Source organism: Arthrobacter sp. RT-1 (assembly GCF_003367205.1).
Classification (GTDB): domain Bacteria; phylum Actinomycetota; class Actinomycetes; order Actinomycetales; family Micrococcaceae; genus Arthrobacter.
The window spans coordinates 64236-77801 of sequence record NZ_QRGQ01000003.1 but is presented as its reverse complement, the minus strand read 5'-3'; the positions used below and the strand labels follow the sequence as shown (position 1 = coordinate 77801).

Annotated in this window: 13 protein-coding genes; 5 read left to right on the top strand and 8 right to left on the bottom strand. The window is 65.6% G+C overall.

Going from position 1 to position 13566, the window contains the following annotated elements; genetic code table 11:
• Positions 1-31: 31 nt before the first annotated feature.
• The 5 genes from DXK94_RS04460 (at position 32) to DXK94_RS04440 (ending at position 5675) form a co-directional block, all read left to right on the top strand.
• Positions 32-928 (top strand): transketolase, encoded by an 897-nt coding sequence (locus tag DXK94_RS04460; RefSeq protein WP_115524110.1) that lies wholly within the window; start codon positions 32-34, stop codon positions 926-928.
• Positions 925-1944, top strand: a complete 1020-nt coding sequence (locus DXK94_RS04455; RefSeq protein ID WP_115524023.1) for a transketolase family protein — start codon at positions 925-927, stop codon at positions 1942-1944. Before DXK94_RS04460 ends, DXK94_RS04455 begins: the two co-directional genes overlap by 4 nt.
• A 109-nt stretch (positions 1945-2053) precedes the next feature.
• Positions 2054-2713 carry a GntR family transcriptional regulator gene (locus DXK94_RS04450; RefSeq protein ID WP_115524022.1) on the top strand — a complete coding sequence of 220 codons (660 nt, stop codon included), beginning with the start codon at positions 2054-2056 and terminating at the stop codon, positions 2711-2713.
• A gap of 125 nt (positions 2714-2838) precedes the next feature.
• Positions 2839-5133 carry a maltose alpha-D-glucosyltransferase gene (gene treS / locus DXK94_RS04445; protein WP_115524021.1) on the top strand — a complete coding sequence of 765 codons (2295 nt, stop codon included), beginning with the start codon at positions 2839-2841 and terminating at the stop codon, positions 5131-5133.
• 89 nt (positions 5134-5222) lie between these two features.
• On the top strand, positions 5223-5675 hold the full coding sequence (locus DXK94_RS04440) for a DapH/DapD/GlmU-related protein (RefSeq protein ID WP_115524020.1): 453 nt from the start codon (positions 5223-5225) through the stop codon (positions 5673-5675).
• 5 nt (positions 5676-5680) lie between these two features.
• Here DXK94_RS04440 and DXK94_RS04435 read toward each other — a convergent pair whose 3' ends face one another.
• The 8 genes from DXK94_RS04435 to DXK94_RS04400 all read right to left on the bottom strand — a co-directional run bounded on the left by DXK94_RS04435 (position 5681) and on the right by DXK94_RS04400 (position 13564).
• The gene (locus DXK94_RS04435; RefSeq protein WP_258868427.1) at positions 5681-7165 is read right to left on the bottom strand and encodes an MFS transporter; all 1485 of its coding nucleotides are present in this window, start codon (positions 7163-7165) and stop codon (positions 5681-5683) included.
• A gap of 302 nt (positions 7166-7467) precedes the next feature.
• Positions 7468-8562, bottom strand: coding sequence for a HoxN/HupN/NixA family nickel/cobalt transporter (locus DXK94_RS04430; protein WP_115524018.1), 1095 nt, complete (start codon positions 8560-8562; stop codon positions 7468-7470).
• Positions 8562-9527, bottom strand: coding sequence for an urease accessory protein UreD (locus tag DXK94_RS04425; RefSeq protein WP_115524017.1), 966 nt, complete (start codon positions 9525-9527; stop codon positions 8562-8564). The genes DXK94_RS04430 and DXK94_RS04425 overlap by 1 nt, the downstream gene beginning before the upstream one ends.
• The gene (gene ureG / locus DXK94_RS04420) at positions 9524-10141 is read right to left on the bottom strand and encodes an urease accessory protein UreG (protein WP_115524016.1); all 618 of its coding nucleotides are present in this window, start codon (positions 10139-10141) and stop codon (positions 9524-9526) included. The genes DXK94_RS04425 and ureG overlap by 4 nt, the downstream gene beginning before the upstream one ends.
• A 28-nt stretch (positions 10142-10169) precedes the next feature.
• A complete protein-coding gene (locus DXK94_RS04415) occupies positions 10170-10835 on the bottom strand; it encodes an urease accessory protein UreF (protein WP_115524015.1) in 666 nt (221 codons plus the stop codon).
• Between the two features lie 144 nt (positions 10836-10979).
• On the bottom strand, positions 10980-11465 hold the full coding sequence (gene ureE, locus DXK94_RS04410; RefSeq protein ID WP_115524014.1) for an urease accessory protein UreE: 486 nt from the start codon (positions 11463-11465) through the stop codon (positions 10980-10982).
• A 15-nt stretch (positions 11466-11480) separates the two neighbouring features.
• Complete coding sequence (gene ureC, locus DXK94_RS04405) at positions 11481-13238, bottom strand: urease subunit alpha (RefSeq protein WP_115524013.1); 1758 nt, start codon at positions 13236-13238, stop codon at positions 11481-11483.
• The gene (locus DXK94_RS04400; RefSeq protein ID WP_115524012.1) at positions 13235-13564 is read right to left on the bottom strand and encodes an urease subunit beta; all 330 of its coding nucleotides are present in this window, start codon (positions 13562-13564) and stop codon (positions 13235-13237) included. Before DXK94_RS04400 ends, ureC begins: the two co-directional genes overlap by 4 nt.
• Between the last annotated feature and the right edge of the window lie 2 nt (positions 13565-13566).

Here is a 13566-nt window from a genome sequence, read left to right as displayed (position 1 = left end):
CGTCACGCACGAAACGAAAACGGAGCAAGCAATGCCGACAGAAACCGTCCAAGCGCCGGCCATCAAAAGCCAAGCGGCTCAGGAGCGGATCGCCAAAATCGCCGCCGGCGCCTACCGGATCCGGCACCACGCCCTGAACATGGGCGAGGTGCAGGGCCAGGGCTACGTGGGCCAGGCCCTGGGTGCAGCGGACATGCTGGCCACGGTCTACGGCGACCAGCTCCGCTTCCGCGCGGAGGACCCGCACTGGGAGGCCCGGGACCGGTTCCTGCTCTCCACCGGCCACTATGCCATCGGCCACTACGCCGCGCTGGCCGAAGCCGGCATCGTCCCGGTCGACGAGCTCGAAACCTACGGCTCGGATGATTCGCGGCTGCCGATGTCCGGCATGTCCACTTACACACCCGGAATGGAGATCTCCGGCGGCTCCCTGGGCCACGGCCTGACCATCGCCGTCGGCATGGCCCTGGGCCTCCGGTACCAGGGCTCCGATTCGAGGGTGTTCAACTTCCTCTCCGACGGCGAGCTGGACGAAGGCTCCACCTGGGAGGCGGCCATGGGCGCGCACCACCACCAGCTGGGCAACCTCACAGCAATGGTGGACATCAACGCCCTGCAGGCGGACGGCAAGACGGACACGGTACTGCGCACCGAGCCGGTGACCGAAAAGTGGGAATCGTTCGGCTGGTACACCCAGCGGGTGGACGGCAACGACGTCGCCGCGCTGCTCGCAGCCTTCGACAACGCAGCCGCCCAGGCCGCCGCCGTCGGACGCCCCTCCGTGATCCTCTGCGACACCAAGGTGGGCCGCGGCGTACCCCTGCTCGAAAACCGCGAAAAGGCGCACTTCATGCGCATCGAAGAACACGAATGGCAGACCTGCCGCGAGCAGCTCACCGCCGGTTATGAAGGAAAGGCTTCAGCATGAGCACCACCACCGAGGCCCCCAACACCACGACAGCCGTCAAGCCGAAGCTGAAGACCTCGGCCATGATCGCCTCCTTCGCTGACCCGGGCCAGAAGACGACGTCCGCGCCGTTCGGGCACGCCCTGGTCAAGGCCGCGCAGGAAAACGACAGGATCGTCGGCCTGACCGCGGACCTGGGCAAGTACACGGACATGCACATCTTCGCCAAGGCATTCCCGGAGCGGTTCTTCCAGATGGGCATGGCCGAGCAGCTGCTCTTTGGCGCCGCGGCCGGCCTGGCGGAAACCGGGCTGGTGCCGTTCGCGTCCACCTACTCGGTGTTCGCTGCCCGCCGCGCCTACGACTTCCTGTGCCTGGACGCCGCCGAGCCCAACCTGAACGTCAACATCGTGGGCGGCCTGCCCGGCCTCACCACCGGCTACGGCCCCAGCCACCAGGCCACCGAGGACATGGCGATCTTCCGCGGCATGCCCAACCTGACCATCGTGGACCCCTGCGACTCGGTGGACATCGAGCAGGCTGTCCCCCAGCTCGCAGCGTCCGAGGGCCCCACCTACCTGCGCCTGCTGCGCGGCAACGTGCCCACCGTCCTGGACGAATACGACTACACGTTCGAGCTCGGCAAGGCCAAGGTCCTGCGCGGCGGCAACGACGTTGTGTTCATCTCCTCCGGCCTGATGACCATGCGCGCCCTGCAGGCCGCTAAAGCGCTGGCGGCACACAACGTGGACGTCGCCGTCGTGCACGCCCCCACCATCAAGCCGTTCGACGCCGAAACCGTTCTCAAGGAGATCAACACCGACCGGCTGGCCGTGACGCTGGAAAACCACTCCGTGGTGGGCGGCCTGTTCGAAACCGTCGCCTCCGCCGTCGTCACCGCCGGCGTAGGAAAGCGCGTGGTCCCCGTGGCGCTGCCGGACCAGTTCCTCGACGCCGGGGCGCTGCCCACCCTGCACGACCGCTACGGGCTTGCCGTGGACCGGATCGTCGCAAAGGTCCTCGCCGAACTCGGCTGACCTTCAGCATCAAAGAGCACGGCACCGGTCCCGGCCGGTGCCGTGCTTTCTGTCGTAGTATCGACGTACGACTGTAAACAGTCGACTTACAACATTGAGGACGGAAGCCATGGCCGGACTGACAGCCCCGCTGCTGGGACTGGAAAAGAAAAGCCTGCGCGAGCAGGCGCTCGCGGCACTGAGGACCGCCATCACCAGCGGCGAGCTGGAACCCGGGCGGCACCTGGTGGAAACCGAGCTGTCCGAGATGCTGCAGATCAGCCGGGGAACTCTCCGTGAAGCCCTGCGCCAGCTGGAACAGGAAGGCCTGCTCTCGGCCGGGCCCCGTGGCCGGCTCTCCGTCCGGCACCTGGATGAAAAGGAAATCCGGGATATCTTCGCCGTCCGCGCCGCCCTGGAGTCGCTTGCCGCCCGGACCCTCTGCGAACTTCCGGACCGGCAACACGTCACGCAGTCCCTGCACAAAGCCATCGACGCGATGAGCGCGACAGCTGACGGGACGCTTGAGGAACGGATCGAATCGGACCTCGAATTCCATCGCACCCTTTGCCGCCTGACCGGCAACGAGACGCTCCTGCATTCCTGGCAATCGCTGGAAGGCTCCATCCGGATGTCCATCATGTTCGCCGGCCGGGAAAAGGGCGTCAGCAACATGAGCGTGGACCGTCACCGGGAGATCGTCGCCGCCATCGACACCGGCGACGCCGCCCTGGTCCGCAAGACCATCCTCGAGCACATGGACACGGCCGCGGCCACCCTGGTGTCCTAGCCACTTCTTGGTAGTTTCGTAGTTCGCGCGAATAGTCCCCGCGCCCCCGGGTACGTTGGACTATGAGCAGGGTGGCCAGGCAGTATGCCTTGGGACCGCGGGACCAACTGTAGAAAGAGGACTCAATGCGGGAACCGATGACCAGCGACGATGTTTTTGAAGCGGAGACCGTTGCCGGCGAAAACGAAGAAGCAGCTGCTGAACCGTCAGCGGACCCGGACGTCAATTTCGACGAGCAGTTTTATCCGGCACGGCCCAAGGCCCTAAGGCCCACCGCCCGGCGGCGCCAATACTTTGCCACCAGGCCATCCTTCGAATTCGATGGACGCAATGCGGCCTATGTTGAATGGCTGCGGAACCAGGCGATGCTCGGCGACGCCAACACATTGGCCCGGCAGCTCTCCGGGCAAGCCAGCATGTGGCAGAACTCCTACGCTCACCCGAACCCCCGGGCTGCCGTGGAGCGGGCACCCGTCTGGTTCACTGCCTATCCGCTGTCCTTCATCACCAGGTCCACCGAGTCCTTCCTCTCGGCCCTGGGCGATCCGGCCATGTGGGAAGCGTTCAGCGAAATAGGCATCCGGGCCATCCACACCGGTCCGGTGAAACTGGCCGGAGGCATCAGCGGCTGGTCCCAGACGCCCAGCGTGGACGGGCACTTCGACCGGATCAGCATGGCGATCGATCCGGTGTTCGGAACCGAGGATGAGTTCCGCCGGATGTGCGAGGTCGCCGCGGAACACGGCGGAACCATCATCGATGACATCGTTCCCGGCCACACCGGCAAGGGAGCTGATTTCCGCCTGGCCGAAATGAATTTCCGGGACTACCCGGGCATCTACCACATGGTGGATATCCCGGAGGAGGACTGGCACCTCCTGCCGGACGTCCCCGAGGGGCAGGACTCCGTCAACCTGAGCCCCGATTCCGAGCAGGCCCTGCAGAAGGCCGGGTACATCATTGGCCGGCTGCAGCGGGTGATCTTCTACGAACCGGGCGTCAAGGAAACCAACTGGAGCGCCACCCGGCCCATCGTGGACACCACCGGAAAGACCCGCCGCTGGGTCTACCTCCACTACTTCAAAGCAGGCCAGCCGTCCATCAACTGGCTGGATCCGACGTTCGCCGGGATGCGCCTCGTGGTGGGGGACGCACTGCATTCCCTGGTGGACCTGGGCACCGGCGCACTGCGGCTGGATGCCAACGGCTTCCTCGGGGTGGAAAAGAGCGCCGAGGAGCAGCCGGGCTGGTCCGAGGGGCATCCGCTGTCCGAGGCAGCCAACCAGCTCATCGGCTCCATGATCCGCAAGGTGGGCGGGTTCTCCTTCCAGGAGCTGAACCTGACCATCGACGACATCAAGGCGACGTCCGAGGCGGGCCCGGACCTTTCCTACGACTTCATCACCCGGCCGGCCTACCACTACGCGCTGGTCACCGCCGATACCGAGTTCCTGCGGCTGACGCTCAAGCTGTCCATGGAAATCGGCGTCGACCAGGCATCGCTGGTCCACGCCCTGCAGAACCATGACGAACTGACGTACGAGCTGATGCACTTTGCCGCAGGGCACCGGGATGAGATCTTCGAGCTCAACGGGCAGGAACTGACGGGCGCCCAGGTCGCCGAACAGGTGCAGCAAACCATGCGGGAGCGCCTGACCGGGGAGAACGCCCCCTACAACGCCCTGTTCACCACCAACGGCATCGCCTGCACGTCGGTCAGCTTCATCATGGCCGCGCTGGGCATCAAGGACCCCCAAGCGGTGACCCCGGAAGAGGAGGCGCGGATCCTGGATGTCCACATCCTCCTCGCCATGTACAACGCGCTCCAGCCCGGGGTCTTCGCACTCTCCGGCTGGGACCTGGCCGGCATCATGGCACTGGACCGCAAGAGCGTCGCAGAACTCACCGCCCAGGGTGACACCCGCTGGATCAACCGCGGTGCGCACGACATCATGGGCACCAGCCCGGACGCGGTAACCTCCTCCGCCGGTATGCCCCGGGCCCGGAGCCTGTACGGCCCGCTCCCCGAGCAGCTGCAGAACCCGTCCTCCTTCGCGAGGCGCCTGCAGCGGATCCTGGCGGTCCGCGAGGAAAGCGGCATCGCCACAGGCGCCCTGCTGGATGTACCGGACGTCTCCAACCGCGGACTGCTGGTGATGGTGGTCCGGCTGAACAACGGCGCACTGGGCGTTACGGTGCTGAATTTCTCCGACCAGGACATTGCGGGCAGCATCCAGTCCAGCCACCTGGTGCCCGGGGCTGCAGTCCACGACCTGTTCACCGGCGATGCCGTTGGCCAGGTGGATGACCTGCACAGCTTCTTCCTCGAACTGCCCGCCTACCAGGGCACGGTCCTGCAGCTGACAGAGGAAGAGGAGACCGGGCAGGAGGACGGCGTTACCGCACCACCCGTGGGCTGATTTTCCTTGCGGCCGCGCGGGAATCCCTGTGGGTTCTCAACCGTTAACTGAATGTTCGGTAAGTTACCCGCGCGTAAACGAGGGATTGAATGAACGGGAAGTTTGTATCTGTTGAGGACGACGCCGGGAAGGTCACCCGCTACGTCCGTCACGGCAACGGCGGGGGCCTCGTGGCGCCCGGGGCGGTCGTGGCCGAAAGCGCCCGCATCGGCGCCATGACGTACGTGGAGCAGGGCGCACAGATCGGTCCCGGCTGCCGGATCGGCCACGGGAGCTGGATTGACCGTGAAGCCAGGATCGGCGAACGGACGGTGGTGGGTGACGGCGTGCGCATCGGCCGTGCGACGGTGATTGGAAGCCGGGTACACATCGGCAGCCACTCGCGCATTGGTTCCGGGGTCCTCATTGAGCACGGGGTCCACGTGCACGCGGACAGCACCGTGCCCGACGGCGGCCAGGTCCTGCTGGGTTCGCGGACCCCGGAACGCGCCGCGGCGCGGAAGCGGCCACACCGCAGCGGCAGGGGTAGGATCGCCGCCTGAGGCTGCTAGCGCGCCCCGGCAGCCTCGCGAACCTCAGGGGCAGGCGCGAGCAGCATGGTTGCGGTATCGATGCGCTCATCAGTGTCCTGCCGGGCGACCAGTTCGTCCGCCTCCTCGCGGCTGGCAACCACGGGCACTGACCCGAGCAGGGGCCGGGACGCCGACTCCCGCATCTTCAGCAAGGCAAACAGCGCCACCAGCGAGAAGAACATCACGTAGAACGCGGGAGCGTACAGGTTCCCGGTCGCCTCAACGAGGATCTGGCTGACCAGTGGCGTGGTGCCGCCGAAAACCGAAATGGCGAGGTTGTGCGTGACGCCTACCGATCCGAACCGGGAGGCCGTGGGAAAGAGCTCCGACATCACGGCCGCGGTCAGTGCGAGGAAAAACGCCGAGGGCAGCGACACCAGGAACAGTGCCAGGTACAGGGACCACAGCGTTCCCAGCTGCATCAGGGTAAAGGCCGGCAGCAGCAGGACCAGGTTTCCGATCGTGGCCATCGCGTAGATGGGGCGCCGGCCGATGCGGTCGGACCAGCGGGCCACAAGCGGGATCATGAGCGCCAGCAGAACCAGGACGACGACGGCGGCAACCGCCGTGTGCATAGGGTCGGATCCGACCTGGGTTTCCAAGTACGTGGGTATGTAGCTGGTGAGCAGGTACCCCGTCGTGCCGTCGGCGGCAACGAGGGAGCAGCCGATCAGGATTTGCGGCCAGTAGTGCTTGAAGATGTTCGGCAGGTTGTGCCGGACGAAGATGGGGTCAACGTCTTCGGTTCCGGCCTTTGCGTGGGCGGCCTCGAAGCTGGGTGATTCCGGGAGCCGGAGCCGCATCAGAATCGCCACGATGCCCAGGGGAAGGGCGATCAGGAACGGGATGCGCCAGCCGCCGTCCAGCATTGCACTGTCACCCCACGCGGACGTGGTGATGGCGGTGGTCGCGGCCACCATACTGGCACCGGCAGCGAAGCCGAGCATTGAGCCGGAGTTCAGCAGGGAGGCCATATACCCGCGGTTGCGGTCGGGCGAGAACTCGGAGATGTAGGTGGCGGCACCGGAATATTCGCCGCCGGTGGAGAAACCCTGCAGCATCTTGAGCAGGTACAGGGGGATGATGACCCACAGGCCCACCTCGCCGGCGGTGGGGAGCATGCCGATCCCGGTTGTGGCCACGGCCATCAGTGCCATCGTGAAGAAGAGCACTTTGCGCCGGCCGATCCTGTCACCCAGCGGCCCGAGGATCATTCCACCCAGGGGGCGAACGATGAAGGACACAGCGAAACCGAGCAGGGTGACCAGCAGGCCCATGCGTTCGTCCATGCCCTCGGTGAACACGGAGGTCATGACGACGGCCAGGTAGCCGTAGACTCCGATGTCGTACCACTCGATGAAGTTGCCTACCCCAGCGCCTACCTGCGCCTTCCGCAGTTCGTTCTTATCCACGATGATGCAGTCGCCCGCCGTCAGTCGGCGGGCAGTTCTGTGGCGCACGGGGTGCTCTTCTTTTGAGTGTTCGAACATCTTTGTCCTGTCTCTGTACCGGATGGCGGGTGGGCAGGAGTACCGGCGGTCAACCGGAATCCCCTAGGGGAGGCTGGTAAGTATTGTGCCAGAAAGACAACGGAGGATCGGCCGCTTTCCCGCCCCGAATGTGATCTAAGCCTCCATTTTCCGCGTGATCAGCCCGTCTCCGAGCTGTTGCAATAGAAGCAACTGGTCGCGTCACAATCATCAAACGACCCACGTTCCCATCCTCGCCCTGCCGAAAATTGACCCTTTGCGCCTCGGGGTTTTCACGGGCAACTGGAGCCCGGGCTGCCGGCCTCCGGGCCGGCAGCCCGCCTTCCGATGCCACGGCCGGCCCGCAGGACCGCCCCGCCCCAAACGGCAAGGAAGGCCGCAACCAGCAAGAGCCCTGCCTCGCCCAGGTCGATATCGCCCAGCCAGGCGGTGACCGGGTCATCCAGCCCAAAGGCGGCATGGGCGAACCCGCCGAGGGTGATGGCTGCGATGAAGAGCGCCGACACGGCGGAAAGGCCCGTCACCAAGGCATTGAAACCGAGCGTGCGCTGCGGGTGGTCCAGGGCGGAGCGGTACATCCGCATCATCGCCATGCCGTTGACCGAATCGCACAGCGTCATCGCGGCGGTGAACGCCAGCGGCAGCGCAAGCAGGGCGAAGGGCGGCACCCCGGCAAGGGACGCCGCCGTCGTCATCATCAGCAGCCCGATGGTGGTGGCGGTGTCGAAGCCCAGCCCGAACAGGAAGCCGATCACGTAGATGTTCCTTGGCCGACGCACCCTGGACAGTGGCCTGGCCAGCAGCCGCGCGACGAGCCCCTGCTGTTCGAGGTCCGCCGGACTGATTGCTGCGCCGCTGCGGGCCCGGCGGTAGGCCTGCGCCGACCTGGCGAACGCCGACCCGTTGAACAGGCCCATCGCCAGCAGGAACACGCCGGAAACGCCGCTCCCGATCAACCCGAGCACCAGGTTGCCCGCGGACCCGTCCTGCATGAACCCGCCCACAACGCCGGCGCCGGCGACCACCAGCACCCCGGCCAGGGTCACCACGGAGCTGTGCCCCAGGCTGAAGGCAAAGCCGACGCTCACAGGGTCCTGCCGCTGCGCCACGAACTTCCGCGTCGAATTATCGATCGCAGCCAGGTGGTCCCAGTCGTAGCTGTGCTTCACGCCCGCCAGGTAGGCGGTCAGGACCAGGCCCCACGTGAGCGCGTGCGCACCGGCCGCACCGGCGTTCCCTGCGAGCAGGAGTACGACGGCGGCCGCATGCAGCGCGGCCACCGCACCAAAGGTGAACATCAGGCGCGTCCGCACCGGCAGTGCTTCCCGCTGCCGGTAGTAGGCGGCGATGTCCGTGATGGCCGTCATCAATGCTTCCTCAGGTTCAACGGTGCCTGCCCGTGCCAGCGTTCCCGCAGGAGGTTGGCGCAGGCCGAAAGAAGGAGGTTCAGTTCCCCGGTGCTGTTGGACAGGGCGCGGAGCACCAGGCCGGAAGTACCCGCGACGGCGCGGGTCAGGGAAATGCCGGTCAACGCATCGAATCCGGTGGCGATCAGGTGCAGTTCATCGGCGAGCGCCTGGTCCACGCGGGCGTCCACCACCACGAGGGACCCCACGTGGCTGAAGCCCTCCATGAACCCGAGCCCGGTGACATCGCCCGACGGCGGCCGGATCAGCAGGTTGTCCAGCGCCAGGAGTTCAGACGTCCCGCCGTCGCCGTCGGGTTCCACCCGGATCTCGTTGCGCAGCCGGACTTCCTCGTACCGGAAGGCGGCCCCGTCCGGCGACCAGCCCGGGGTCACCACCTCAGCCATGACCAGCGACGACGACGGCCGCAGAACAACGGAGGTCCGCTGCCGGTAGCTCGCCTCCCGGTAGGCGATGAGCTGGTCGGGCATGAGCTCCAACCGCGCCCCCTCCCCCAGCCGGACAGTCATCCGCTGCTCAGCAAAAGACCCGGGAGTCCGGTACACCTTCGTGGCGGACTGGGTAGTGAGGAGGAGCGAGGCACCTTCACCGACTTCAACATCCAGCACAAAAAGATCAGCCCCAAGATAAGCCCCGCCAGGATTTACCACGACATAACAGACCTGGCCCGAGTCATCGAGATAATGCGGCCGCAAAACACGAAGAGCGCCCTCGTGAAACTGGCTCCGGGCAATAGTCCTTCCGCCCCGCTCACTCAGGACAAGCTCCAACCGCCCTCTCTCTGGGCGATGAGCGGTCGCGGATGAAGGGGGCCGCGGCGTGGCGGGCACCGCGGAGCGGGCACGGCCCCCTTCATCCGCGGGCGCCGCCCACGGTGAGACGACGACGGAACTGCTTGGAGTCATGACGCGAGGTCGAGCATCAGGACGTCCCGCCGAACCCATTTGATGACGGCGTCGAGTCCTTCGTCTGTTTTGAGGTTGGTGAAGCAAAATGGTTTGTCGCCCCTGAATTCCCGCGAATCCCGCTCCATTACCTTCAAATCCGCGCCGACGTGGGGTGCGAGGTCGGTTTTGTTGATGATGAAGAGGTCGGACTTGATCATGCCTTGGCCGGCTTTGCGGGGGATTTTTTCGCCCTGGGCCACGTCGATGATGTAGATGGAGAAGTCGACGAGTTCGGGGCTGAAGGTGGCGGAGAGGTTGTCACCGCCGGATTCGACGAAGATCACCTGCAGGTCGGGATGGCGGGCTTTGAGTTCCTCGATGGCGGCGGTGTTCGTGGAGGTGTCTTCGCGGATGGCGGTGTGCGGGCAGCCGCCGGTTTCGACGCCGATGATCCGGTCCACGGGGAGGATGCCATTGGCGGCGAGGATTTTGGCGTCTTCGATGGTGTAGATGTCGTTGGTGATGGCAGCCATGGAGATTTCGCCGCTCATGTGGCGGGTGAGGCGCTCCACGAGCTGGGTCTTGCCTGCGCCGACGGGTCCGCCGATGCCGATCTTGATGGGTTCAGACATGTGTCCTCCTTAGAATTCACAAGCACAGTCAGCTCATGAACATCCGGGCACGTTGGCGTTCGTGCCGCATTTGCGAAATTTCCAGTCCGGGCGTCACGGCCCCGAAGTCGTCCGGCGTGAGGTGGGCGATCCGTTCGACGGCGGCAGCAACGTCGTCGGCCGCTTGCCGCAGGAGCCGCTGGCCGGCGTTCTGGCCGAGCGGGATGGCCCGGACGGCGTTCTGGGTGAGCGACGTGACGGTGGCAAAAAGATAGGCGGCGAGCGCCTCCGGAAGCGGCACGCCGAGTGAACGGGCGACAACGGCGAACGCCAACGGCTGATGCCCCGCAGCCCGGCCACCGGAAACCAGCTCCCGGTAGGATGCGAGCTCATCCGAGGGAAACACCTCACCCCCAATCTCCAGCAACCGGAGCCCCATCTTCACGGAAGCCTCCCGAACCTGCCGAGGCAACAGCGAAGCAGACAAAAGAGCATCCAACTCCTCCAGGTCCCCGCCCTCATACAAGAACCGAATGGCAAGCCCATCAGAGTAAGAAAGCGACTGCGAGATAAAGGAACCGAGCCACACTCCAAAACCAGCCTCATCAGAGACAACACGGGCATCGACATAAGTCTCAAACCCAAGAGAGTGCGCAAAGGCCCCAGTGGGAAGCGCCGAGTCAGTGAGCTGCTGCAAAGCCAACTGGTAAGTCATGTCACCCACCTCGACGAAAGGTGACCTTTCGAATCGGCGGAGGCGGGAGATAGGGGCCGCGGCGTGGTGGGCACCGCGAAGCGGGCACGGCCCCTATCTCCCGCCGAAGCCCCCAAGGCGCACCCGGTCGCCGAAGGCGAGGAATTAATGCGAATGCTCGGCATGGCGGAAAGGAACAGGCATGACGCGTTCCTGCCGGGAGTAGGGCACGGCGGCGTGGCGAAGGTAGTCCTCGACGGTGTGGTCGTAGGCGCACACCATGACGTCGGCTTCGTACTCTGACGACGAGTCGAAGAACTGGGCCTGGAGGTGCCGGTTGCCGAGGGCGTGGGCCACGACGCCCATTTCGTGGATGGACCGGGGTGCGATGACAAGGACGTCGGTGGGCAGCACGGACACAACGATCATGTTGGAGTCCTCGACATGCAGGATGTCGCCGTCGCGGAGGTCACCGGAGCCGGAGGGCAGCCGGATGCCGATTTCCTTGCCGTGGTCCGTCGTTGCGCGTTGGACCCGTTTGACCAGCTGGGCGCTGGGCAGCACCACTTTTTCCTGGTGCAGGCCGGCGTAGGCGGCGAGGTCGGTCGCGGGCAGTTCATGGAGGTTGCCGAGGACTTTGTCGATGATCATGTGGGCTCCGGAAATCTAGAAGAGGAAGTAGCGCTGGGCCATGGGGAGGACGTCGGACGGCTCGCAGGTGACGTCCTCGCCGTCGACCGTTACCTGGTAGGTTTCCGGGTCCACCTGGATGTCCGGGGTGGCGTCGTTGTATTTCAGGTCCGCTTTGGTGAGGGTGCGGATCCCTGAAACGGGCCGGATGACCTTCCCGAGCCCCAGCTCTTGGGGGACGCCGGCGTCGATGGCCGCCTGGGACAGGAACGTGATGGACGATTGCTGCACGGCCTTCCCGTACGCGCCGAACATCGGCCGCATGGTCCGGGGCTGCGGTGTGGGGATGGAGGCGTTTGCGTCGCCCATGAGCGCGTAGGCGATCTGCCCGCCCTTGATCACGAGCTCCGGTTTGACGCCGAAGAACGCGGGATCCCAGAGGACAAGGTCGGCGAATTTCCCTTCCTCCACGGAGCCAATGGAGTCCGCGATGCCCTGCGCGATGGCCGGGTTGATCGTGTACTTGGCCACGTAGCGCTTGAGGCGGAAGTTATCGCTGCCCGCCGAACCGTGGACCCCGGCAGCACTGTCCCCCCGGGGGTCTTCCAGCACACCCCGCTGCTTCTTCATCTTGTCCGCCACCTGCCAGGTGCGGGTGATCACCTCGCCCACGCGGCCCATGGCCTGCGAGTCGGAGGAGGTGATGGAAAAGATGCCCAGGTCCTGCAGGACGTCCTCGGCGGCGATGGTTTCGGCCCGGATCCGGGAGTCGGCGAAGGCCACGTCCTCCGGAATGTCCGGGTTGAGGTGGTGGCAGACCATCAGCATGTCCAGGTGCTCTTCGATGGTGTTGCGGGTGTAGGGCAGCGTGGGGTTGGTGGAGGCCGGCAGGACATTGGGCATCCCGGCGATTTTGATGATGTCCGGGGCGTGCCCGCCGCCGGCGCCCTCGGTGTGGAAGGTGTGGATGACCCGGCCGTCGATGGCGCGGATGGTGTCCTCCACGAAGCCGCACTCATTGAGGGTGTCGGTGTGGATGGCCACCTGGACGTCGTATTCGTCGGCCACTTTCAGGGAGGTGTCGATGGAGGAGGTCGTTGAGCCCCAGTCCTCGTGGACCTTGAGCCCGATGGCACCCGCACGGATCTGCTCGGCGAGGGGTTCGACGGCGGACGCGTGGCCCTTGCCGAACAGGCCGATATTGACGGGGAGCCCCTCCGCCGCCTGCAGCATCCGCTGGATGTGCCACTTTCCGGGCGTGACGGTGGTGGCCTTGGTGCCTTCGGCAGGGCCGGTGCCGCCGCCGATCATGGTGGTGATGCCGCTGGTCAGTGCGGTGGGCACCTGGTCCGGGGAGATGAAGTGGATGTGCGTATCCACGCCGCCTGCGGTGAGGATCTTCCGCTCCCCCGCGATGATTTCGGTGCTGGCGCCGATCACGATGTCCACGCCGTCGGTGATCTGCGGGTTGCCGGCTTTGCCGATCCTGAAGATGTGGCCGTCCCTGATAGCCACGTCGGCCTTGTAGATGCCGGTGTAGTCGAGGATCACGGCATTGGTGATGACGGTGTCCGGGACGTCTTCGTCGGAACCAGCGCCATCCCTGGTGGCCTGGCCGTTCTGGCCCATGCCGTCCCGGATTACCTTGCCGCCGCCGAACACCACTTCCTCGCCGTACACGGTGAGGTCTTTCTCGATCTCGAGGAACAGTTCAGTGTCGGCCAGGCGGACTTTGTCGCCCGTCGTTGGGCCGTACAGGTCGGCGTACTGCCGCCGGGGAATGTCGAAGCTCATTTGTCTCCCGCCTTCGCGTCTGTCAGCGGGCCGTTGACGGCGTTGCTGAGTCCGTACACTTCCCGGGTGCCGGCCAACTCGATGAGCCGGATAGTCCGGGAGTCCCCCGGTTCAAAGCGGGCGGCAGTTCCGGCGGGAATGTCCAGCCGGCGGCCGTACGCGGCGTCCCGGTCGAAGGTGAGGGCGGCGTTCGCCTCGGCGAAATGGAAATGGGACCCCACCTGCACGGGCCGGTCGCCGGTGTTGGTGACGGCAACTTCGATCGCATCGCGTCCGGCGTTGGCCGTCACTGGCTCGGGGCGAAGAATGTACTCCCCTGGAATCATGG